General features: G+C 73.8%; 22 protein-coding genes and 1 pseudogene. 10 read left to right on the forward strand and 13 right to left on the reverse strand.

The window, feature by feature from the left end; genetic code table 11:
• Positions 1–80: 80 nt before the first annotated feature.
• The 3 genes from IE237_RS07940 to IE237_RS07950 form a co-directional block, all read right to left on the reverse strand.
• Positions 81–578, reverse strand: coding sequence for a peptidylprolyl isomerase (locus tag IE237_RS07940; RefSeq protein ID WP_189801087.1), 498 nt, complete (start codon positions 576–578; stop codon positions 81–83).
• Between the two features lie 124 nt (positions 579–702).
• Positions 703–915 (reverse strand): hypothetical protein, encoded by a 213-nt coding sequence (locus IE237_RS07945; protein ID WP_229842427.1) that lies wholly within the window; start codon positions 913–915, stop codon positions 703–705.
• A gap of 30 nt (positions 916–945) precedes the next feature.
• Positions 946–1,593, reverse strand: coding sequence for a DUF6629 family protein (locus IE237_RS07950; protein WP_189801088.1), 648 nt, complete (start codon positions 1,591–1,593; stop codon positions 946–948).
• 118 nt (positions 1,594–1,711) lie between these two features.
• Here IE237_RS07950 and IE237_RS07955 point away from each other — a divergent pair, with 118 nt between their 5' ends.
• Entirely contained in the window at positions 1,712–2,233 is a 522-nt protein-coding gene (locus IE237_RS07955; protein WP_189801089.1) for an AMIN-like domain-containing (lipo)protein, read from the forward strand.
• Between the two features lie 51 nt (positions 2,234–2,284).
• On the opposite strand, the gene IE237_RS07960 is transcribed toward IE237_RS07955, so the two are convergent.
• The 3 genes from IE237_RS07960 to IE237_RS07970 form a co-directional block, all read right to left on the reverse strand.
• Positions 2,285–2,788 carry an NUDIX domain-containing protein gene (locus IE237_RS07960; RefSeq protein WP_189801090.1) on the reverse strand — a complete coding sequence of 168 codons (504 nt, stop codon included), beginning with the start codon at positions 2,786–2,788 and terminating at the stop codon, positions 2,285–2,287.
• 113 nt (positions 2,789–2,901) lie between these two features.
• The gene (locus IE237_RS07965) at positions 2,902–3,582 is read right to left on the reverse strand and encodes a response regulator (protein ID WP_189801091.1); all 681 of its coding nucleotides are present in this window, start codon (positions 3,580–3,582) and stop codon (positions 2,902–2,904) included.
• On the reverse strand, positions 3,579–4,856 hold the full coding sequence (locus IE237_RS07970; protein ID WP_229842429.1) for a sensor histidine kinase: 1,278 nt from the start codon (positions 4,854–4,856) through the stop codon (positions 3,579–3,581). The genes IE237_RS07965 and IE237_RS07970 overlap by 4 nt, the downstream gene beginning before the upstream one ends.
• A gap of 133 nt (positions 4,857–4,989) precedes the next feature.
• Here IE237_RS07970 and IE237_RS07975 point away from each other — a divergent pair, with 133 nt between their 5' ends.
• Both IE237_RS07975 and IE237_RS07980 read left to right on the forward strand, forming a co-directional pair.
• Positions 4,990–5,898 carry an ABC transporter ATP-binding protein gene (locus tag IE237_RS07975; RefSeq protein ID WP_189801093.1) on the forward strand — a complete coding sequence of 303 codons (909 nt, stop codon included), beginning with the start codon at positions 4,990–4,992 and terminating at the stop codon, positions 5,896–5,898.
• Positions 5,895–6,737, forward strand: a complete 843-nt coding sequence (locus tag IE237_RS07980) for an ABC transporter permease (protein ID WP_189801094.1) — start codon at positions 5,895–5,897, stop codon at positions 6,735–6,737. The genes IE237_RS07975 and IE237_RS07980 overlap by 4 nt, the downstream gene beginning before the upstream one ends.
• Positions 6,738–6,741: 4 nt before the next feature.
• Here IE237_RS07980 and IE237_RS07985 read toward each other — a convergent pair whose 3' ends face one another.
• Positions 6,742–7,599 (reverse strand): YhjD/YihY/BrkB family envelope integrity protein, encoded by an 858-nt coding sequence (locus IE237_RS07985; RefSeq protein ID WP_189801095.1) that lies wholly within the window; start codon positions 7,597–7,599, stop codon positions 6,742–6,744.
• Positions 7,600–7,762: 163 nt separating this feature from the next.
• The gene (locus tag IE237_RS07990; protein ID WP_189801096.1) at positions 7,763–8,239 is read right to left on the reverse strand and encodes a winged helix-turn-helix transcriptional regulator; all 477 of its coding nucleotides are present in this window, start codon (positions 8,237–8,239) and stop codon (positions 7,763–7,765) included.
• A 98-nt stretch (positions 8,240–8,337) separates the two neighbouring features.
• Here IE237_RS07990 and IE237_RS07995 point away from each other — a divergent pair.
• Positions 8,338–8,828 (forward strand): annotated as a pseudogene (locus tag IE237_RS07995) (PaaI family thioesterase).
• Positions 8,829–8,838: 10 nt separating this feature from the next.
• Here the strand turns inward: IE237_RS07995 and IE237_RS08000 are convergent.
• A complete protein-coding gene (locus tag IE237_RS08000; RefSeq protein ID WP_229842430.1) occupies positions 8,839–9,204 on the reverse strand; it encodes a luciferase domain-containing protein in 366 nt (121 codons plus the stop codon).
• A gap of 136 nt (positions 9,205–9,340) precedes the next feature.
• Positions 9,341–10,447 carry a PP2C family protein-serine/threonine phosphatase gene (locus IE237_RS08005; RefSeq protein ID WP_189801097.1) on the reverse strand — a complete coding sequence of 369 codons (1,107 nt, stop codon included), beginning with the start codon at positions 10,445–10,447 and terminating at the stop codon, positions 9,341–9,343.
• Positions 10,448–10,627: 180 nt separating this feature from the next.
• On the opposite strand from IE237_RS08005, the gene IE237_RS08010 reads away from it, so the two are divergent.
• The 4 genes from IE237_RS08010 to IE237_RS08025 all read left to right on the forward strand — a co-directional run bounded on the left by IE237_RS08010 (position 10,628) and on the right by IE237_RS08025 (position 13,846).
• Positions 10,628–11,497, forward strand: coding sequence for an AAA family ATPase (locus IE237_RS08010; RefSeq protein ID WP_189801098.1), 870 nt, complete (start codon positions 10,628–10,630; stop codon positions 11,495–11,497).
• Positions 11,494–12,918 carry a VWA domain-containing protein gene (locus tag IE237_RS08015; RefSeq protein WP_370468155.1) on the forward strand — a complete coding sequence of 475 codons (1,425 nt, stop codon included), beginning with the start codon at positions 11,494–11,496 and terminating at the stop codon, positions 12,916–12,918. The genes IE237_RS08010 and IE237_RS08015 overlap by 4 nt, the downstream gene beginning before the upstream one ends.
• A gap of 84 nt (positions 12,919–13,002) precedes the next feature.
• Positions 13,003–13,212, forward strand: a complete 210-nt coding sequence (locus IE237_RS08020; RefSeq protein ID WP_189801099.1) for a helix-hairpin-helix domain-containing protein — start codon at positions 13,003–13,005, stop codon at positions 13,210–13,212.
• Between the two features lie 49 nt (positions 13,213–13,261).
• Positions 13,262–13,846, forward strand: coding sequence for a nucleosidase (locus IE237_RS08025; protein WP_189801100.1), 585 nt, complete (start codon positions 13,262–13,264; stop codon positions 13,844–13,846).
• An 18-nt stretch (positions 13,847–13,864) separates the two neighbouring features.
• Here the strand turns inward: IE237_RS08025 and IE237_RS08030 are convergent, their stop codons facing one another.
• The gene (locus tag IE237_RS08030) at positions 13,865–15,052 is read right to left on the reverse strand and encodes an alpha/beta hydrolase family protein (protein ID WP_189801101.1); all 1,188 of its coding nucleotides are present in this window, start codon (positions 15,050–15,052) and stop codon (positions 13,865–13,867) included.
• Between the two features lie 480 nt (positions 15,053–15,532).
• On the opposite strand from IE237_RS08030, the gene IE237_RS08035 reads away from it, so the two are divergent.
• Both IE237_RS08035 and IE237_RS08040 read left to right on the forward strand, forming a co-directional pair.
• Entirely contained in the window at positions 15,533–16,654 is a 1,122-nt protein-coding gene (locus IE237_RS08035) for an LLM class flavin-dependent oxidoreductase (protein WP_189801102.1), read from the forward strand.
• Positions 16,651–18,015: an NtaA/DmoA family FMN-dependent monooxygenase gene (locus tag IE237_RS08040; RefSeq protein ID WP_189801103.1), complete on the forward strand. Its 1,365-nt coding sequence runs from the start codon at positions 16,651–16,653 to the stop codon at positions 18,013–18,015. Before IE237_RS08035 ends, IE237_RS08040 begins: the two co-directional genes overlap by 4 nt.
• A 57-nt stretch (positions 18,016–18,072) precedes the next feature.
• Here the strand turns inward: IE237_RS08040 and IE237_RS08045 are convergent, their stop codons facing one another.
• Both IE237_RS08045 and IE237_RS08050 read right to left on the reverse strand, forming a co-directional pair.
• Complete coding sequence (locus IE237_RS08045; protein ID WP_229842432.1) at positions 18,073–19,971, reverse strand: CocE/NonD family hydrolase C-terminal non-catalytic domain-containing protein; 1,899 nt, start codon at positions 19,969–19,971, stop codon at positions 18,073–18,075.
• A 178-nt stretch (positions 19,972–20,149) separates the two neighbouring features.
• Positions 20,150–21,262: a PP2C family protein-serine/threonine phosphatase gene (locus tag IE237_RS08050; protein WP_189801105.1), complete on the reverse strand. Its 1,113-nt coding sequence runs from the start codon at positions 21,260–21,262 to the stop codon at positions 20,150–20,152.
• Position 21,263: the final 1 nt, after the last annotated feature.

Genomic DNA, 21,263 nt, shown 5'->3' on the forward strand with positions numbered 1-21,263 from the left:
CGCGTCCGATGGATCGCGCTCCCCGCCCCGGCCGGCTGGGTGAGCGGGGCGCACGGCCCTCACTCGGCTCGGAAAGGCGATCAGGCCTTCACGATGCCGGACTCGGCGACCTTGATGGTGGCCTTGGTGGCGCCGGAGGAGGAGCCGAGGCCCTCGATCTTCTTGACCAGGTCCTGGCCCTCGACGACCTCACCGAAGACGACGTGCTTGCCGTCGAGCCAGTCGGTGACGATCGTGGTGATGAAGAACTGCGAGCCGTTGGTGTTCTTGCCGGCGTTCGCCATGGAGAGCAGGAACGGGCGGTCGTGCTTCAGCTTGAAGTTCTCGTCCTCGAACTTCTCGCCGTAGATGCTCTTGCCGCCGGTGCCGTTGCCCCGGGTGAAGTCGCCGCCCTGGAGCATGAACTGCGGGATGACGCGGTGGAACGGGGAACCGGCGTAGCCGAAGCCGTGCACGCCGGTCGCGAGCTCGCGGAAGTTCGTCGCCGTCTTCGGGACGACCTCGTCGAACAGCTTGAAGACGATACGGCCCGCGGGCTCGTCGTTGATGGTGATGTCGAAGTAAACGTTGTCGCTCATGGGGACATCCTGTCATTAGTCCTGCACGGCGCGCGCACGGGCCGCCTCTTCCCGGGTCACGGCGTGCCGGTGCCCCGCGCTCCCTGGGGAGCCCGGGGCACCGGTCGCCACCTGGGACACGGGGTCAGAGCAGTCCGCCGCCCTGCTGCTGCTGGAGGGCACCCTCGGCGCCCTCGACGGTGTCGTGGAGGACGGTCGCGGTCTCGTCGCTCTGCAGGAGGCCCGTGGTGCCGGCCAGGGGGCTCTCCGTGGCGCTGGCCTGCGGCGGCGGGGTGACGAGGGCGGTGACGACGCCTGCGGCGAGGGAGGCGATGGCGAGCATGCTGCGCTTCTTCATGCCCTGGTCAACTACTGAGAGGCCATCGGGTTACGGTCGACCGGGCTCGGATCCGCCGGCGGACGCCACCGGTCGCCGCCCGCGCACCCAGACGAGCAGCAGCAGCGAGGCCACCGCCGCGAGGGCGCACCAGGTGGAGACGAACTCGGTGCGCCACAGAAGGGCGCAGACGGCCGCTCCGAGGCCGGTGAGCAGTCCGAGGATCCGCAGCAGGCGGTCGCGGGCGAGGAGCAGGGCGCCGACGGTGGCGAGCAGGTAGCCGGCGAGGACCAGCGGCGCGTGCGGCAGGTCGACGGCGTAACCGAGGGTGTGGCCGCGGATCTCGGCCGAGACGGGGCGGGTGGCGAGGCGGTACGCGAGGACGGCGGTGGTCGCGAGGCCTACGGCGAGGGGTACGAGCAGGCGCGGCCGGTCGGCGGGGCGGGCGGCGGTCAGGACGCCGAGGGGCACCCAGAGGGGCAGCAGGGGGAGGGCGATCACGGCCCAGGCGAGGGTGGCGGGCCCGGTGCCGCCGCCGGCGTGCCAGACGGCGGCCTCAACGATCTGGTGGGCGCCGAGGAGCAGGGGCAGGGCGGCGAGCGGTACGTCCCCGGGGCGACGCACCGAGGCCAGGGAGGCCACGCCGACGGCGCTGATCCCGAGACCCGCCCAGAGGTCGGCGGCCGCACTCCAGCACATGACGAATTTTTACCCAGAATCCGCAATACACCTCATATCAGGTGGAACCATACGATTACCTCAGATGTCTCTGCCAGTGACACCTCTGTCCCCGGAACAGCAGAAATTGGGGGACGTCATGCATCACCGCCACACCCTCGCGGCCGTCGCCGCGGGAATCCTGCTGACCGCCGGGATCGGCGCCACGATCCCGGCAGGTGCCGCCAACGCCCCGACCCTGAGCACGTCGCCCCCGGCCACGGCCCTGGTCGTCAACGCCCGCTGGGGCGGCCACACCACCTTCGACCGGCTCGTGATCGACGTCCGGGGCAAGATGCCCCCGGTCACCGTCCATCAGGTCCGCTCGCTGCACTACGACGGATCGGGAGAGAGGGTCCCGCTGGCAGGGAAGTACTTCCTGGAGATCAGGCTCTCCCCCGCCGCGGCCCACGACGACGCCGGCCGGTCCGTCTATCACGGCCCCCGGCTGGTGAAGATCCATCTGCCCGCGCTCAAGGGGGTCGCGCTCACCGGCGACTTCGAGGGCATGGTGACCATCGGAGCCGCCTTCGACACCAAGCCCGCGTACAAGACGTTCCGGCTGCACTCGCCGGAGCGGTTCGTCGTCGACATCGCCCACCCCGCGGGCTGCCGGGCCTGACCGCCCGGGTGGGGGCCCGTCGCTCCGGACGGGCCCCTTGTCCCGTGCCGCTCACACTCCGGTGAGGCCGGTCTCCATGTACACGGTCGACCCGGTCCTGCGCGCCCGGTCGATCTCGACGAGGCGGGCGAACTCGTGCGGGTGCATCTCCCGCTCCCACTCGTCCAGGGTCCGCAGGCGGTACTCGCTGTGTTCCTCCGGGTCGAGGACGACGGCGGCGATCTGCTCGTCCGTCAGCTCGCCCCCGTCGAAGATGAAGCCGATGTGGTTGGCCGGCCAGTCCTCGCCCCGGTCCGTGACGAAATGGGTGGCGAGGAGGCGCGGCTCGCCGGTGAAGACCAGACCGGTCTCCTCGTGGCACTCGCGCACGGCGGTCTCCCAGGGGGTCTCCCCCGGGTCCATGTTGCCCCCGGGCCACTGCCACGGCCGGGTCTTGTAGGTGGCCCTGAGCTGGAGCGGGCGGCCTGCGGTGTCGGTGAAGTAGAGGCAGGCGTACGCCGTCGCTCTCGGCAGCGTGTCGACGTACTCGGCGGGCGGCAGCCAGGTGTTCGCCATGGGCGGTTCTCTCTCGACGGACCGAATGGGTCCCTTCCATCCAAGCGGTCCGGGCCGGGCCGGCCGGCGGCTCGCCAGTGGATCACCGGATCGTGTGAGCGCCTCCGGAGCCTTCAGGCGGCCGAGACCAGACCCGCCTCGTACGCGATGATCACGAGCTGCACGCGGTCGCGTGCGTCCAGTTTCGCGAGCAGCCGGGTCAGATAGGTCTTCGCGGTGGCGATGCTGATGTGGAGCTCGCCGGCGATCTCGGTGTTGGACAGGCCGCGTCCGACGAGGGTGAGCACCTCGCGTTCGCGGTCCGTGATCCCCTCGGCGCGGCGACGCGGTGCCGCCGGCTCGGTCCTCGGGCGACCGGTGAACTCCTTGATGAGCCGCCGGGTGACGCTCGGCGCGATGAGGGCGTCGCCGGAGGCGACGACGCGGACGGCGGCGAGGATGTCGTCCAGGGCCATGTCCTTGACGAGGAATCCGGACGCGCCCGCGTGGAGCGCCGCGTACACGTGGTCGTCGTCGTCGAAGGTGGTGAGGACGACGACGCGGGCGTCGGCGGGGCCCTCGGTGATGATCCGGGTGGCCTCGATGCCGTCCGTCCCGGGCATCCGCAGGTCCATGACGACGACGTCGGCGCCGGTCTCCTCGACGAGACGGACGGCCTCGGCGCCGTTCGCGGCCTCGGCGACCACGACGAGGTCCGTGGTGTCGGTGATGACCATCCGGAGCGCGGTGCGCACCAGGGGCTGGTCGTCGGCGAGGACGACGCGGACGGGCTGCTCGACGGTGGTCGCGCTCATCGGGTGGTGGCTCCTGTGGGCAGGGGAAGGCGGACGGTGACGCGGTAACCGCCGCCGGGGCGGGGTCCCGCGGTGAACTCTCCGCGCAGCACCGCGACGCGCTCCCGCATCCCGGTCAGGCCGTAGCCGGAGCCCGGGCCGGGGCTCACGCGCGCGTGGCCTGCGGCGGGACCGCGGTCCTCGACGGTGACGGCGAGGGAGTCGGGGTCGCGCTGGTCGACGGTGACCGCGCAGGAGACGGCGCCCGAGTGCCGCACGACGTTGGTGACGGACTCCTGGACGATCCGGAAGGCGGAGAGGTCGATGTCCGGGGGCAGTGGGCAGGGGGCTCCGACCCTGCGGACGACGACCCGGACGCCGGCCTTCCCGGTGAGTTCGGCGAGCCGGTCGAGGGCGGCGAGTCCGGGCATCTCGGGGAGTCCTCGCACGTCGTCGGCGGGTTCGGCGCGGCCGGGTGCGGTGGGGCCCGGCTCGGACCGCGTCTCCGCCTCCGTGTCCGCCGTGCGCAGGGCGCCGAGCATGCGGCGCAGGCCGGCGAGGGTCTCGCGGCTCGCCGTCTCGATCTCGCCGAGCGCCTGTCGGGCGGCCTCGGGCTGGGTCGTGATGACGCGCCGGGCGGCACCCGCCTGAAGGGCGACGATGCCGATGCTGTGGGCGACCGTGTCGTGCATCTCGCGGGCGATCCGGAGGCGTTCGGCGGTGACGGCCTGCTCGGTGGCCTGTGTGCGGCTCCGTTCGGCGTACTCCCGGGCCTGCCCCTCCGAGCGGCCGAGGAGCCAGGCCACGAGGGCGGTGAGGGCGACGGCCAGCGTGCCCGTGGTGCCGGCGGGCCAGCCGGCGAGCACACGCACGGCCAGGTAGACGACGAGAAGACCGAGGGCGAGCAGGAGCGCCCGCCAGGCCTCGCGGCGGGGGCGGGCGGCGGCGATGGCGTACAGAGCGACGTCGACCGCGAGGTACTGGGCGAAGGGGATGGCGGTGACGCCGAGGGGGGTGGAGGCGACGACGGGGGCGACGAGGAGGTGGTTGAGGGCGGCGGTGGGACGCCGGGTCAGGAGGGCGCTGCCGCGAAGAGTGTGGAGCGTGCCGACGGTCAGCATGAGCAGACCGTCCCAGCGCAGGATGACGAAACCGGGCAGGACGTCCGGCCCCTCCTGGCCGGGCACGCGGATCCGGAGGAGGGCGGTGAAGACCATGCCCGCGCCCCAGGCGACCGCGGCCCACCCTCCGGGCGTGACCCTCTTGAACAATTGTGCGGACCGGGTGGCGGACATGCCGTGATCGTAGAGGGCCGCCCCGGGCCCGGTCATCGGACCGAGGGTGTACGACCCGGGGTGACAGGGCCGCCGCCGAATGTCCGTGCTGGTCCGATGCCCTGCACGGGGCCCGGGCGGCACGGTGGTGCCCATGATCGAAGTCAGGGAACTCACCAAGCGCTACGGCGCCACGACCGCCGTCGACGCGCTCACCTTCACCGTCCGGCCCGGCCGGGTCACCGGATTCCTCGGCCCCAACGGCTCGGGCAAGAGCACCACGTTGCGGATGATCCTGGGACTGCACACGCCGACGAGCGGCTCGGTGACGGTCGCCGGGCGGCCCTTCACGGACCGGCCGCGCGGCCTCCGGCACGTCGGCGCGCTCCTCGACGCCGGGGACGCGCACGGGGGCCGGACCGCCCGGGCTCATCTGGCGGTCCTCGCGCGCAGCAACCGCATCCCCCGCTCCCGGGTCGACGAGGTCCTGGAGGAGGTCGGGTTGGCGGCAGCCGCCGGGCGCCGCATCGGCGGCTTCTCGCTGGGCATGCGGCAACGGCTCGGCATCGCCGGCGCGCTGCTCGGCGACCCGCCGGTGCTGCTGTTCGACGAGCCGCTGAACGGCCTCGACCCGGAGGGCGTGAAGTGGGTGCGGGGGCTGTTCCGCGGGCTCGCCGCGGAGGGCCGCACCGTCTTCGTGTCGAGCCATCTGATGACGGAGATGGAGCACACGGCGGACGAGCTGGTGGTCATCGGCCGGGGCGCGTTGATCGCGGCGGAGAGCCTCGCGGAGTTCGCCGCGCGGGGCAGACGCCTGAGCGTGACGGTCGGCACGCCGGACCGGGCGCGTCTGACGGAGCTGCTGCTCGCGGAGGGGGCGGAGGTCCGGGAGGAGGCGGGCGCGCTGACGGTGACCGGGCTCCCGGCGGCCCGCGTCGGCGAACTGGCCCTGGAGCACCGGGTGCTGCTCGACCAGCTCACGACCCGTACGGCCTCCCTGGAGGAGGCGTTCATGGAACTGACCGCCGACAGCGTCGAGTACCTGGCAGGAGACAAGCGATGACGACCCTCGATCTTCCCGTGGCCTCCGTGGCGGAGCCCCGGGCCCGTTTCCGTGACCTGGTGGCGTCGGAGTGGCTGAAGCTGTGGTCGCTGCGCTCGACGGGCTGGTCGCTGCTGCTCGGCGCGATCGTCGTGGTCGCCTTCAACTTCGGGACCGCCTGGGACCACTACCGGTACTTCCTCCAGTACGACGAGGCGAGCCGGGCCGAGTTCGTGGCGAACGACATGGCGCTGTGGGACGCCTTCACGTACAACGCGGCACTGGTCCTGATTCTCTCCTCGGCCGCCATGGGAGCGGTCGCGGTGGTCGGCGAGTACGGCAGCGGGCTCATCCGTACGACGTTCACGGCGGTGCCGGCGCGGGGCGCGCTCATGGCGGCGAAGGTGCTGGTCGTGACCGTGGTGCAGGCCGCCTTCGGAGCGGTGGTCGCGGGCGCTTCGTTCTGGTCGACGCAGGCGATGCTGTCGGCCCGGGACATCGGGCTCCCGATAACCCATCCGGGAGCGGCGCGCATCGTCGTGGCCTCGGCCCTCCTCGCCCCGGTCTGCGCGGTGGCCGGGATGGCGATCGGCGCGCTGCTGCGGCGGGGCGCGAACTCGGTCGTCGGGGCGGTGGTCCTGCTCCTGCTGCTGCCGGCGGTCCTCACGGACCGGCGTCACCTGACGGCGGTGCTCGCCCACGCGACCCCGCTCCACGCCTGGCAGCGGCTCGCGGACGCGGGACCGCCCGCCGAGGAGCTGTTCCCCTGGTCGGCGGGCGGGGCGTGGCTGGTGTACGCGCTGTGGACGCTGGGCGGGGCGGCGGTGACGGTCCTGGCGGTGCGGCGCCGGGACCAGTAGGGGTTCATACGGGACGCCTGAGCCGGCGGCGGACGAGATGTTCGTGGACGAGGCGTCCGACGAGGGCGCCTCCGTACACGACGAAGCCGACGCCGACGAGCCAGGACTGGAGGACCAGGACGGTGCCGAACTGGCCGTACGTCACGGCGTTCGAGGCGATCAGCGGGGAGAAGACGAGCTGCGAGAAGACCCGCAGCCCGAGGAGGCCGAGCGCGGTGAGGGCGGCGCCGGGGGCGAGGGCCCGCCAGCGGATACGGCCGCAGAGCAGGAAGCGCTGCGACCACCAGAAGAAGAGGAAGGTGCCGAGGAGGTCACCGAGGGCGACGACGACGGTGACGCCCGCCGAGGCCTTCTCGGGGGCGGGGAAGGCCACGAAGAGCAGCAGGGACGCGACGAGGACGGCGAGCCAGACGACGTGCCTCCACATGGTGTGCCAGCGGGCGGTGGGGAGGTCCCAGGCCCGCTCGTACCCGGTCTGTACGGCGGATCCGAAGGTGACGCCGAAGGCGGCGAGTGCGGCGAGGCCGAAGGCCGTGGTGCGCTGCAGGGCCTGTCCCGGCTGGCCGAAGAGGCGCTCGACCTCCTCCTCCGAGACCTCGGAGACGCCGAGGCCCTGGACCAGCCAGCGGGCGAAGCCCTGGCCGCTGGCGAGGTCGGCGGCGGCGACGACGATGAGCAGGGGGACGAGGGTGAGCAGGCTGAGCGCCGCGAAGCCCATGGCACGGTGCATGAGTTCCATGGCCCGGCCCCGGTTCCAGGCGAGGCCGACGGAGGAGGCGAGGACACGGGCGTGGAGCCGTGCGAACCAGTGGCCGTGTTCGGCGGGGGCACCGTCGCGCGGCGGACCGGGTGTGGAGGGCATGCCTGGTGAGGTACCCGGCCGGGCCTCGGGGCATCGCAGGGAGGGGCCGAACGGGTGGGGCGGGTCCGGCGGAGCACCGGCCCGGGCGGGCCGGTCGGTGTGGAACGCGGGGCCGACGGGCCGCTGGAGCGCGGACCGGAGGGCCTGGCGGGCCGGTGGGGCGTCAGCCGGCGCGGCGGGGGCGGGCGGCCGGGCCCGTGCGGACGGTGACGTCGCGGGGCGTGAGGACGGCCTGTTCGTCGCCCTCGCACTGGACGACGACGCGGACGGGGGCCCCGCACGCGTCGTGCCGGATGTCGAGGACGGGCCCCTCCGGCTCACCGGCGTGGGTGTCGCCCCACTGCTTGAGGGCGAGGAGCACGGGCCAGAGGTCGACGCCCTTGCGGGTGAGCCGGTACTCGTGGCGGGTGCGGGCGCCCGGTTCGCGGTAGGGCTCGCTGCGCAGCACACCGGCGGCGACGAGTTTGCGGAGGCGGTCGGCGAGGACTGCTTCCGAGAGGCCGAGGTGCTGGCGGAACTCGTCGTACCGGCGCACGCCGTTGAAGGCCTCGCGGAGGATGAGCAGGCTCCACTTCTCGCCCACGACGTCCAGGGCACGGCGGACCGGGCAGTTCTCCGTATCCGTCTCCAGCCAGTTCATCCGCCCACTGTAGCCACCTGGCTCTGTCGTTGACAGTCAGCTGGCACGGGAGCTAGCTTCGCCGTACAGAGTCAGATGGCCGGTGGAGTGGAGTGGTGATGGGGCGGTCACGCACGGTCGAGTGGGAGGACGCCGGGGCCACCGCGCGGGCCGCGATGTCGATGGCGGGAATCGATTTCTGCGGGAGATGGTGGCGGGCCGGCTGTCCGCGCCGCCCATCGCCGCCCTGCTCGGATTCACCCTGGAAGAGGTCGAGCCGGGGCGCGCGGTGTTCGCGCTCGAACCGGGCGAGGAGCACTACAACCCGATCGGGAGCGTGCACGGCGGCGTGTACGCGACGCTGCTCGACTCGGCCGCCGGCTGCGCGGTCCACAGCACGCTCCCGCAGGGCACGGCGTACACCTCGCTCGACCTGTCGACCCGCTTCCTCCGCCCGGTCACGATGGACACGGGCAAGATCCGGGCCGTCGGCACGGTGTTGTCACAGGGGCGCCGCACGGCGCTCGCGGAGGCCGGCCTGTACGACGCCGAGGACCGCCTCCTCGCTCACGCGACCAGCACCTGCATGCTGTTCCCGGTGCCGTCCTAGAACCACGGGCTCAGCGGGCGCCGGAGATCGGAAGGGTGCGGGTGCAGCCGTCCGGGGCGATGTCGGGCACACCGTTGGCCTGGAGGGCCGCGCTCACCAGCGTGGCGAGCAGGTCGATGTCCGAGCCCATGTCCAGCCGGACCGTCACCCAGCCGGACCCGGCCCGCAGCCGGACCGCGCTCGACCCGAGGAGGGCCGGGCGCAGTTTCGCGACCATGGCACGGGTGAGGTGGACGTCCGCCTCGTGCTCGCCGTGGAAATGGACGATCTCCTGCGTCCCTGTGCCGAGTCCGAGCTCGGCGCCGCAATGGGCGCGGCCGGGGGTCAGCGAGGGCCAGCTCATCAGACGTTCACTGGCATGCCTGGCCGTGTTCATACGAGGAGCGTGCCGGGCCCGGGGGCCGTGCACAAGCGTCCTGCCGGAAGAATCCCGCCGTGGCGAGAAACAGGTGGTCGGAGAAGGTGGTGTGACCGTCCGTCACCGCGGCGCGTGGGGAGAAAGTGACCCTCTGTCACGATGCGGGGCGGGTGCGGATGCGGGCCGCGAGCACGGCCACGTCGTCCTCCGCGTGAAGGGCGTCGAGGCGGTGCAGCACCTCTTCGACGACCTGCTCGGGGCCGGAGTCCGGGGGGAGCCGGAGGGCGGCGAGGCGGGCGAGCGAGACGTCGATGTCCTCCCCGCGCCGTTCGACGAGGCCGTCGGTGAAGACCAGCAGGGTCTCGCCGGGGGCGAGCGGTCGCGTGGTGGGTTCGTAGCCCCCGACGCCGGTGCCCAGCGGTGGACCCACCGGGAGGTCGACGAGCTCCGCGGAGCCGTCCGTGCCGAACACGACGGGCGGCAGGTGCCCGGCGCTGGCGAAGGTGGCGGTGCCCCGGGCCGGGTCGACCCGGACGAGCAGGCAGGTGGCGGGCCGGCGGGCGTCGTCCTCGGCGACCACCGAGTCGAGGTGGCGCAGCACCCGGTGCGGCGGCAGGTCGGTCGCGGCGACCTCGCGGAGCGCCGTGCGATAGGCGTTCATGTCCACGGCCGCGTCGAGGCCGTGGCCCATCACGTCACCGACGACGAGGAGGCTGCGGCCGAAGTGGAGACGTACGGTCTCGAACCAGTCGCCGCCCACGAGGGCGCGGGGACCCGCCGGGAGGTAGCCGCCCGCGATCTCCAGGTTGGGGTGCGGCCTGCCGGGTTCGGCGACGAGGGCGCGCTGGAGGTGGAGAGCCGTGTCCTCGGTGGCGACGAGCCGGCGGGCGTGGCCGAGATGGCGGGCGGCGAGCCTGGCCGTGTGCCGGAGGACCGCGGCCTCGTCGGGGGAGAAGACGGGGCCGCCGCGCGTGACGGTCACGGTCCCGAGGGCGTCCTCGTCGTGGACGGAGAGGGGTGCGGCGAGGCTGGGGGCGCTGTCGCCGCCACCGGTGTCCGCCGTGCCCGCCGTCGCCGCGCGGCGGACCGGTCCTCCCGGTTCGCCGTGCAGGTCGACGGTGACGGAGCCGTGCAGATGGCGGGCGAGGAAGGCCGCGAGCTCACGGCAGGTGGTCGTCTCGTCGAGCGTCGTGCCGATCTCGCCGATCGCCTGCTCCAGGGCCCGTGCCCTGGTCGGGAGGGCCTCGTCCCGTTCCGCCACGACACCTCCACCGCCGTGCGGGCCTCCGGGTGGCGTACCCGGTCCCCCCATTGCACCAGCGGCCGCCGCCCGGCGCGCGGCACGGAGCTCGCGCCGGACGGTTGTGCGGTGGTGCCCGATCTGATCAAGTACAGCTGAGGCTACTGGCCAGTACGAGATTCCGCTTCCCGGGGGACAGCCATGACGACCGGATTCTTCACCTCCGTCGACGACGTCGCCGAACGGCTCGCCACGACCGGCTACCTGGCGTCGCCGGCCGTCGCCACGACCGTCTTCCTCGCCGACCGGCTGGGCAAGCCGCTGCTCGTCGAGGGACCGGCCGGCGTCGGCAAGACGGAGCTCGCCAAGGCCGTCACCGAGGTCACGGGGGCGCGCCTGGTCCGGCTGCAGTGCTACGAGGGCGTCGACGAGTCCCGCGCGCTCTACGAGTGGAACCACGCCAAGCAGCTGCTGCGGATCACGGCCGGGCGGGGCGAGTCCTGGGACGAGGCGCGGACGGACATCTTCGGCGAGGAGTTCCTCCTCCCCCGGCCGCTGCTCACCGCCATCCGTTCCGAGGATCCGACGGTGCTGCTCATCGACGAGACCGACAAGGCGGACGTCGAGGTGGAGGGGCTGCTCCTGGAGGTGCTCAGCGACTTCCAGGTGACGGTGCCCGAGCTGGGCACGATCACGGCGACACGACGGCCGTTCACGGTGCTCACCTCGAACGCGAGCCGCGAGCTGTCCGAGGCGCTGCGCCGGCGCTGTCTCTTCCTGCACATCGGCTTCCCCGAGGAGGAGCTGGAGCGCCGGATCGTCACCCTCAAGGTCCCCGGTCTCGACGCCGCGCTCGCCGCCTCGGTCGTACGGGTCGTGGGGGCGCTGCGGGCCATGGACCTGCGGAAGGTGCCGTCCGTGTCGGAGACGATCGACTGGGCCCGCACGCTGCTCGCGCTCGGTGCGGACCGGCTGGACGAGCGGATCGTGCGCGAGACCCTCGGGGTCCTCCTCAAGCACCAGGAGGACATCGTGAAGGCGGCGGCCAAGCTCGACCTGGACGCGGTGTGAGCCGGCCGGCCTCCGACCGGGCTCACGGAGCCGGTACGCGGGACGAGGCGCCCGCCGGGGCCGCCGTGCGGCTCACCGGGCTCGTCGCGGCGCTGCGCGCGCACGGGTTCGGCATCGGCACCGGCGAGACCGTGGACGCCGGCCTCGCGCTCGAAGCGGTCGGCTTCACCGACCGGGAGCGGGTCCGGGAGGCGCTGGCGGCGACGCTCCTCCACGGCGAGGTCCAGCGCACGGTGTTCGACCAGGTCTTCGACCTCTACTTCCCGCTCGGCGGCGCTCCCGGACCGGCCGAGGCGGACGAGAACACCCCCGCGGACCTCGCCGCCCTGCGCGACCGGCTCGCGGAGGCCCTCACCGCCGGGGACAACGCCGCGCTCGACCGGCTGGCCGCCGAGGCCGTGGGCGGATTCGGCGGCTACGGCTCCGGTCCGGAGTCGGACGGCTGGTCCTCGTACCAGACCCTCTCCCGGGTGCGCCCCGAGACCCTCCTCGCCCGGGTGCGCGACCGGCTGCGGGCCGCGGCCGGCGCCGAGGACCCCGAGTTCACCGACCGGCTGCTCGACGACGAGATCCGGCGGCGGATCGAGGCCTTCCGGGAGCGCGTGCGGACCGAGGCCCGCCGGCGTGTCGCCGAGCGGCAGGGCCGTGACCGGGTCGCGCGGCGGGCGGTCGCGGGGACGGCGGACAGCGTGGACTTCCTGCTGGCCGGGCGGGCGCAGCTGGACGAGCTGCGGCGTACGGTACGGCCGCTGGCGCGGAAGCTCGCCACCCGGCTCGCGGCGCGGCGGCGCCGGGCGGCCCGTGGGGAGATCGATCTGCGGCGGACGCTGCGCGGCTCGCTGTCGACCGGCGGTGTGCCGGTGCGCCCGGTCCTGCGACGGCGCCGTCCCCAGCGTCCCGAGCTGGTCCTGCTGTGCGACGTGTCGGGATCGGTGGCCGGTTTCGCGCAGTTCACGATGCTGCTGGTGCAGGCGCTGCACGACCAGTTCAGCCGGGTGCGGGTCTTCGCCTTCGTCAACCGGGTGGACGAGGTGACGGGGCTGATCGCGCGGGGCGCGGCCGACCCGGCCGGTCTCGGTGACCGCATCCTCGCCGAGGCGGAGCTCACGGGGTGGCACGGGCAGAGCGACTACGGGACGGCGCTCGGGGAGTTCGCCGAGCGGTACGCGGAGGCGGTCGGCCCGCGCACGGTGGTCTTCGTGCTCGGCGACGCCCGCACCAACGGTGCCGATCCGAATCTCGCGGCGCTCCGGCTCGTCGCGGAACGCGCGCGCCGCGTCCACTGGCTCAACCCCGAACAGCCCTCGCTGTGGGGCACGGGCGACTCGGTGGCTCCGGCCTACGCGGAGCTCGTGGAGATGCGCCCGTGCCGCAACGCCCGTCAGCTGGGGGCGCTGATCGGCCGGCTGCTGCCGGTGTGAGGAGGGGACGGGGAACGGGAGCGCCCGCGCTCCCGGCCCGTCTCCCGACCGGCCCCGCACGCCCCCGCGTGGCACCATCGGTCCATGGCAGACGCATCCGACCGGCCCGAGTCCGACCTCCCGCGCGGGATCGGCGCGCCGGCGACGCGTGCGCTCGTCGCGGCCGGGTACACGCGGCTCGCCCAGCTCGACGGTGTGCCCGTAGCCCAGCTCGCCGCCCTGCACGGCGTGGGCCCGAAGGCCCTGCGCGTGCTCGGCGACGCACTGGCGGAGCGGGGGAAGTCGCTGGGCTGAGCACCGCCCGGTTGTACGGCGGGTGGCCGCTCGAACTAGCGTGGCCTCCATGGAACTCTTGGGAGAGATCACGGCCGACCGTCCCCTGCTCGTGCTCGCCGTCAAGGAGGAGGCGCAGTTCCTCGACACGGAGCTGCCCGTCCTGCTCACCGGCATGGGCAAGGTGAACGCAGCGACCGCGCTGTCGACGGTGCTCGGCCGGGGGCCCCGGCCGTCCGGGATCGTGAACCTCGGGACCGCGGGGGCGCTGCGTCCGGGCTGGACCGGGACGCACGTCGTCGGGACGGTGCTGCAGCACGACCTCGACGGGCAGCTGCTGGCGACGCTGACCGGTGAGACGTACGGCGCTCCGCTGACGCTGCCCGACGGTGGCGACGTGGTGCTGGCGACCGGCGACGCGTTCATCTCGGACGAGGCGGCCCGCGCCCGGCTCGCGGAGCGGGCGCCGCTCGTCGACATGGAGGGGTACGCGCTCGCGGCGGCGGCGGAGCTCGCCGGGGTGCCGCTGCGCATCGTGAAGCACGTCAGCGACGAGGCCGGTGACGGTGCCGCGCGCACCTGGCGCGAATCGGTCGCCGAGTGCGCGCGGGCGCTGGCCGACTGGGCGGAGGCGAACACCCCGTACCGCTCCTGACCCCCGCCCGGGGCGGTGTCAGCGGTGCTGGAAGTGGACCTCCGGGTTCGCGGGCGTCGGGCCGTCGAGGACCGGGCGCGGGATCCCGCGCAGGTGCTGGTCGAAGAAGGCCGCGACGTAGGTCCGGGTGACGGCGACGGCCCGGTCGGTGGGCAGCTCGGGCTGGGGCAGCCCGAAGTGACGTGCGATCACGGGGCCGTCGGAGAAGGTGAAGTGTTCGGATCCGGCGACCGTGATCCAGCGCTTCCAGCCGTCGAGCGCGGTCCACGTCCGGTCCCAGCTGGTGTCCTGCCCGCCGGGCAGGTGCATGCTGTCGTGGGTCCCGAGCATCAGGAACGGGCGGCCCCGCAGGCCATCCGCCGGGAGGTCCTCCCAGAAGGCGCCGTCCATGTTGATCCCGGCGTCGATGCGCGGATCGGCCGCCATCGCGGTGGCCGCGCTCGCCCCGCCGATGGAGTGGCCGGCCATGCCGACGCGGCGCGCGTCGATCACGTCGGCGTACCGCCAGACGGGCTCGGGCCCGGTGAGCCGGTCCAGGACGTACCGCATGTCGGCGGCGCGGGTCGAGGTGACGACACTGCCGTGCACCCCGCCCTCGTCGAGTGCCGTGCAGGCGACACAGGTGAGGGTGCGGCCGCCGGGGAGGCTGATCCCGTAGGACTCGTAGGCGTGGTCGACGGAGGCGACGATGTAGCCCCGCGAGGCGAGGTCCACGGCGAGATGGGTGAGCGTCCAGCGGGAGACGCCGAAGCCCGGCGAGAGCAGCACCAGGGGGTGTCGGCCGGACGCGGGGCGGACGCCGGTCCTGCTGTGGGTGCGGGTGCGGGCGAGCACGTCGCCGGAGACTCCGGGCCCGAGCTGCACGGCGAGCAGCCGCGCCTCGTCCCGGGTGGCGTACGGCGCGGGGCGGCCGCCGCCGGAACGGGCGGCCGGGTAGTGGAGCGTGACCATGAGCGCGCGGCCGTCGGCGGTGGGCACCCAGGGGTCGGTACGGGAGCGGTCGACCAGCGGCAGGACGGTGCTGCCGACGGCGTACGGCCCGGTCGGGGCCGGCAGGGTGGCGGCCCGCGCGACCTGTGCCGCACCTGCGGCCGCCGGTGCGGCGGTGGTCGGGCTGTCCGGGCCGGCCGCCGTGGCGACGCCGGCCGGTAAGGCGAGGGAGCAGACGAGAACGGCGGCGGCGGCCGCCCTGGTGAATCGGATCATGCCTGCACGCTAGGGGCCGGTACCGGGCCCACGCGTCCCTCCCTGGGCCGACCTTCGGTCAGCCCAGGGTCTGACACAGGATCGGGTCCTCGTCCCGGAGCGTGTCGTGACAACGTCCCTCCCCCGGTGCCGTCCTGACGTTCCGGCGGCCGGGACGACCTTGACAGCGTCGAAGGCGGCCTGCCTATGGTGAGGTGTCTCCGCCCGCACACCTGGGCGGGACCGGAACCGGGGGGGGAGGCGCAGGTGCTCGCAGTGATCGCCACGGCGCACGTCCCCGCCCGCTCCAGTGCCCGCCTCGTCTGCCGCCGGCACGTCGACTTCTGCCGTACCTCCTCGGCCATCTGTCCTTCCCCTCGCGCCTGACCCCGCCCTCCGTGGGTCCGCGCCTCCGCTGACGTCCCGTCGCCCGGTCCCCCGCAGCCGTGCCCCGCACCGCTGCCGTGCCGTCGCGCGCCCCTGTCGTTCGGAAGGACTCCCATGCCCCGCCCTGCCCTGCACCTGGCCGTCGAGATCGACGGCGACGGTGCCCATCCGGCCGCGTGGCGCCGTGCCGCGCACTCCCCCGGCGAGCTGCTGACCCCGCGTCGGCTCGCCCGGGTGGCGGCCGTCGCCGAGAACGCCGGGTTCTCCCTGGTCACCCTGGAGGACTCGGTCCTGCCGCCCGGCACCGCCGGCGGCCCGGATCCCGTGGGCCGGATCGGCGCGGTGGAACGCGCCGCGTTCGTGGCCGCGTCGACGAGCGTCCTCGGTGTGGCACCGGTCGTGGCGACCACGTACGCCGAGCCGTTCCACATCTCCTCGCAGCTGGCCTCGCTCGACCACGTCTCGGCCGGCCGGGCCGGCTGGGTGGTCGGGGTCGAGGAGGATCCGGCGGCCGCGCGCGCCTGGGGGCGGCCGGTCGTCGAGGGCGCCGACGCCCTCGCCCGTGAGGCCCGGGACGGCCTCCGTGTCGTGCGGGACCTGTGGGACTCGTGGGAGGACGACGCGGTGATCCGGTCGGTGGCCACCAGCCGCTACCTGGACCGGTCCCGGCTCCACGCCATCGACTTCACGGGGGAGACGTACTCCGTGAAGGGCCCGTCGATCGTGCCGCGGCCGCCGCAGGGCCGGCCCGTGGTCCTCGCCCGCCCGGAACTCGTCCCGCCCGGTCTCACCGATGTGGCACTGGTCGGCGGAGCGACGCCGTCCGAGGTGGCCGAGGCGGCCTCGGTGTCCGGCGCGCCCCTCGCCTTCGCCGAGATCGAGGTCGCCCTCGACACCCCGGGCGAGTCGGCGCGGGAGCGGATCGCCGACCTGGAGCGGTACGCCCCGTGGGAAGGCGGCCCGGACCGGCTGCGGTACTCCGGTTCCGCCACCGGTCTGGTGGACCTCCTGGCGGAACTGGGCGGCCATGTCGACGGGGTGCGGCTGCGACCGCTGGTCCTCGACGAGGACCTGGCGGTGCTCTCCCGTCTCGTGCTGCCCGAGCTGTTCGTCCGGCGGATCGCCGCCCGCCCGCTGCCGGGCACCACCCTGCGCACCTCCCTGGGCCTCCCCCGGCCCCTCAGCCGCTTCACGACCGACGGTGCCGCCGCGCTCGTCCGGGAGGAGACCCGATGACCCGCGCCGACGTGAACGACGTCCCCCGCCCGGACGCCCGGCTGCACTTCGGGGTGTTCTTCCAGGGCGTCAACCACTGGACGATCTGGTCGGACCCGTCCAGCGGCTCCCAGATCGATCCGGCGTCCTTCCTGCGGGTGGCCAGGACCGCCGAACGCGGACTCTTCGACGCCTTCTTCCTCGGGGACGGCCTGCGGCTGCGCGAGTCGGAGGGCGGCATCCACGAGCTGGACGTCGCCGGCCGCCCGGACTCGATCACCCAGCTGTCGGCGCTGGCCGCCGCGACCGAGCGGATCGGTCTCGTCTCCACGTCCAACACCACCTACAACGAGCCCGGCGACCTCGCCCGCCGGCTCGCGGGCCTCGACCTGCTCTCCGGCGGCCGGGCCGGCTGGAACGTGGTCACCACCCACAACGCCTGGACCGGCGAGAACTTCCGGCGGGGCGGGTTCCTCGACCACGCCGACCGCTACCGGCGGGCCGAGGAGTTCCTCTCCGTCGCACGCGCCGTGTGGAACGGCTGGGCGGAGGGCGCGGTGGCCGCCTCCGCCGACGCCCGGTCCTGGTCGGTGCCGGGTGCGGTGGGACGCGTACGGTCGCGGACCGACCACTTCGACGTCGATCTGGCGCCGACGCTGCCGCGCGGCGCGCAGGGACATCCGGTGATCTTCCAGGCGGGCGACTCCGGCGAGGGCCGGGACTTCGCCGCCCGCAACGCGGACGTGATCTTCTCCGCGCACGGCACGGACTTCGACGACGCGCTCGCCTTCGCCGAGGACGTCCGGAGGCGCCTGCGGGCGGCCGGACGGCCGGAGGACGCCCTGCGGATCCTGCCGGGCACGGAGATCGTCATCGGGGCCACGGAGAAGGAGGCGGAGGAGAAGGCCCGCTGGGTCCGCCTCGAACAGGTCACCCCCGCCGTCGCGCTGGGCATCGCGAGCCGGTTGTGGGGCTTCGACCTGTCCGGGCGGGACGCGGACGGGCCGCTGCCCGCCGAGGATCCGGTGGTCGCCGCGTACGACGGGAAGTTCGGCACGCGTCAGCTGGGCGAGACCCTGGACACGGTGGCCGAGTGGCGGGCGAAGGCCGATGCCAACGGCTGGTCGCTGCGCGAGACGGTCATCGAGCTCGGTCCGCAGCGCGGTCACGTCGGCACCCCGGCCGGGCTCGCGGAGAAGTTCGCCCGGTTCGCCCGGTACGGGGCCGTCGACGGCTTCAACATCTCGCCGTACCTGGTGCCGGACGGACTCGACGACATCGTCGAGCTGCTCGTGCCGGAACTCCAGGAGCGGGGCGTCTACCGCACGGCGTACACGGGGACGACGCTCCGGGAGCACCTGGGGCTCGCGCCGGTGGCGTGACCCTGCGGGGATCCGGGTGCCCGGCGACACGGGCACCCGGATCCCTCCGTACGGCCGTCAGCCCAGCGGCAGTTCCAGGAAGGCCGGCGCGTCCTCCGCGGAGCTGACGACGGTCTGCGTCCAGGTGACGGAGGCGTCCCCGTACAGCGGGTCCTTGCTGTCGACGACCAGCATCAGCCGGTGGCCCGGGGCGATGTCGTACGCGGCGGCCTGGAGCCGCCAGGTCACGGTGCGGTCCTCGTCGGGCGTCAGCCCGTACAGGTTGAGCGGCTCGTGGGTGACGATCCGGGCCGTGTCGTCCTCCGCGACGTCGAAGAGGTGGGCGACGAGGCCGGCCGAGGCGGCGGTGGAGCGCACGGTCAGGCGCAGCCTCGGGATGCCCCGGATCCTGCGCGCGGCCGTGCCCTCGCCCTGCGGGGCGGTGAGGGGCGCGGTGATCCAGGCGAGGGCGTGCCTGCGGTCGATCTTGCGGGTGTCGTAGGTCTTGGGGTTGCCGGCCCGCTCCGCCTGGCCGGTCTTCATCAGCGCGTCCATGACGGTGGCCTCGGTGTCGACGCCCGCGAGGAACGCGCGGCGCCAGCCGGTGACCTCCGAGGGAGCCGTCGTCTCGCCCGCGGGGAGGAGGCGGCCGTCGGTGCCGGCCGCGCCGTCGCCGGTGAGGCCGAGGACCTCGACTCCGGTGGTGACCCCGCGCCAGTCGGCCCGGTGTTCCCGGAGCGCCTCCTCGACGATCCGGTTCTCGCCGGTCGGCTCGCCGGTGTCGGGGTCGGGGACGGGTTCGGTGACGTAGGTGAACATCACCTGGCCGCAGACCTGGTCCCAGTCCTCCACGCCGTTGCGCTCGCCCTTCAGGTGGTGGTCGAGCCAGGCGTACGCCTCGGCCATGGGGAGGTTGGCCCTGCCGGGTTCCGTGCCGATGAGCCCCGGCCCCTCGGGGGCGGCGTGGTCTCCGATCCAGAGGTTGAGCCGCTTGGGGACCTCGAGCCCTTCGAAGGTCTCCAGGAGCTGGTTGACGGCGAAGAGCCCCTCGTGCCAGGTGTTCGAGAAGAAGGTGGGCGTCTCGTTCTCGTTGGTGAGGTGGAGGTACGACTCGGGGGCGCGCAGCCGGCCCCACTCGACGACCCTGTCGAGGTTCCGGTCGGCCAGGAAGTCGGCGAGGACCTCCTGGTTCGCCGCGTCGAACTTCGTCTCCGGCGGTCCGCCGGTGAGCGCGAGGAGGGCCTTCACCGCCGCGAGGTGGCGGGTGTCGTGGTCGTAGAGGCTGGTCGCGAGGTTCCCCCAGGTGCTGAGGGCGACGACGGCGGCGACGCGGTCGTCGTGGGCGGCGACGAGCTGGCTGATGCCGGAGCCGTAGGACTCGCCGAGGAAGCCGATCACGCTCGGGGCGAGGTGATCGGTCGCGAAGTCGATGACGGCGGAGCCGTCGGCCCAGTCGTGGGGTCCGGCGACGTCGACGAAGCCCTCGGAGGTGGAGGGCAGTCCGGGGATGCCGAGGCCGCGGGGCGTGTAGGCGAGGACGTGGTAGCCCCTGCGGGCGAGGGCGAGGTAGGACCAGAGGAACAGCGGCCAGCCGAAAGGGGTCCAGCCGGCCGGGACGACGACCAGCGGGTGCGGGCCGGGACCCCGCTGCCGGAGGCTGAAGGCGGAGAGCCGGATGCCGTCCGAAGCCTCGATGCGGTGGTACGCGGGGAGGGCGAGGCCGCGTACCTCCTCGATGTGCGCGGCGAGTTCGGCGGGGAGCAGGGGTTCGGAGCCGTCGTCGCCGTCTCCGTTCAGGAGGGCGCTGGTGAGGGTCTGGGCGAGCCGGACGACGTCGGGGTCGACGGTCCCGTCGGCGGCCCAGAGGCCGCGGCCGGTGAGGCGGGAGGTCTCGGCGGCGGTGAGGCCCGCCCTGATGCCCGGGAAGCCGGGGAATTCCTCGGACGATCCATGGGCGAAGGGGTTGTCCTGGGGCACGTGCACCCGTTCCTCTCGACTGGGCTGTGGGCCGTCCGCACGGCGGACCGTCGCAAGCCTCACGTACCGGGAACCGAGCGACCAGAGCGCACGAACGGCGCACAGGACGCGCAACCGGGTGGCAACGACACAAGCCGCCCCAGAGTCGATGTTTGGCGCCGGGGGTCCGCGCCGGTCATCAGGGTGCTGCGGGCGGGCGGACCACGACGACGGCGGCGACGTCGTCGTCGAGGCCGCCCGCCCCGTACGCCGAGAGGTCGCGGTGGAGCAGCTCCGGCAGCTCCGCGGCCGGTTCCCGGGCCCAGCCGCGCAGACGCAGCTCCAGCGGGTAGAACGTGCCCGTCCGGTCGCGGGTCTCGCTGACTCCGTCCGTGTAGAGGAGCAGTCGCTCCCCCGGCCCGAAGGGCACCTCCTCGATCCGGTGGTGGTTCTCGGCGAGCCCCGCGAGGTTGACCGGCAGCGACGGGTCGGCGAAGTGCACCGGCTCGACGCCGTTCGCGCCCTGGAGCAGCGGGGCGGGGTGGCCGCAGCTGAGGAGCCGTACGACGTCCTGGCCGTCGGGGAACTCGACCAGGACGACGGTGGCGAAGCGTTCGGCGGCGTCGGAGTCCGGGTCCCAGGCGCCGTAGCGGGCCAGGCCCTCGTCCAGCCGGTCCGCGAGGACCCCGAGATCGGGTGCGTCGTTGACGGCGGCGCGGAAGGAACCGAGCAGGACGGAGGCCGTCTCCACGGCGCCGAGGCCCTTGCCCTGGACGTCTCCGAGCATCACGCGGACCGCGCCGGGGATCCTGACGGCCTCGTAGAAGTCGCCGCCGATCCGCGCCTTGGCGGCGGCCGCGACGTACAGCAGGTGCAGTTCGAACCGGCCGAGGCGTTCGGGCAGGGGGCGCAGGACGACCCGCTGGACGACCTCGGCGACGGCGGTGACCTCGCGCAGGTCCCGCTCGTAGCGGGTCCTGACCCGGCTGACCCAGGCCGCGGCGGCGGTCACCGCGGCGAGGATGGCCTCGCTGGCGAGGAGGTCGGAGGCGAACCCCTGGCCCCGGGTGAAGTCGAGCAGGGCGCGGACGCCCATCGCGGTCAGGCCGATGGCGACGGTGGCGCGCACGGGCCAGGTGACGGCCGCGAGGGCGGGCGCCGCGACGAGGAGGCGGTCGAAGCGCTCCCGGTCGGGAGTGATGAGGTCGGCGAGGACCGTCAGCACCAGGACCAGGAAGGGCAGGGCGCGACCGAGGTTGAACTGGGTGCGCGCCGCCGTGCCGGGAGGGTGACGGTGACCGGCTGCGGGCATC

The organism is Streptomyces tanashiensis, from assembly GCF_014648895.1.
GTDB lineage: Bacteria > Actinomycetota > Actinomycetes > Streptomycetales > Streptomycetaceae > Streptomyces > Streptomyces tanashiensis.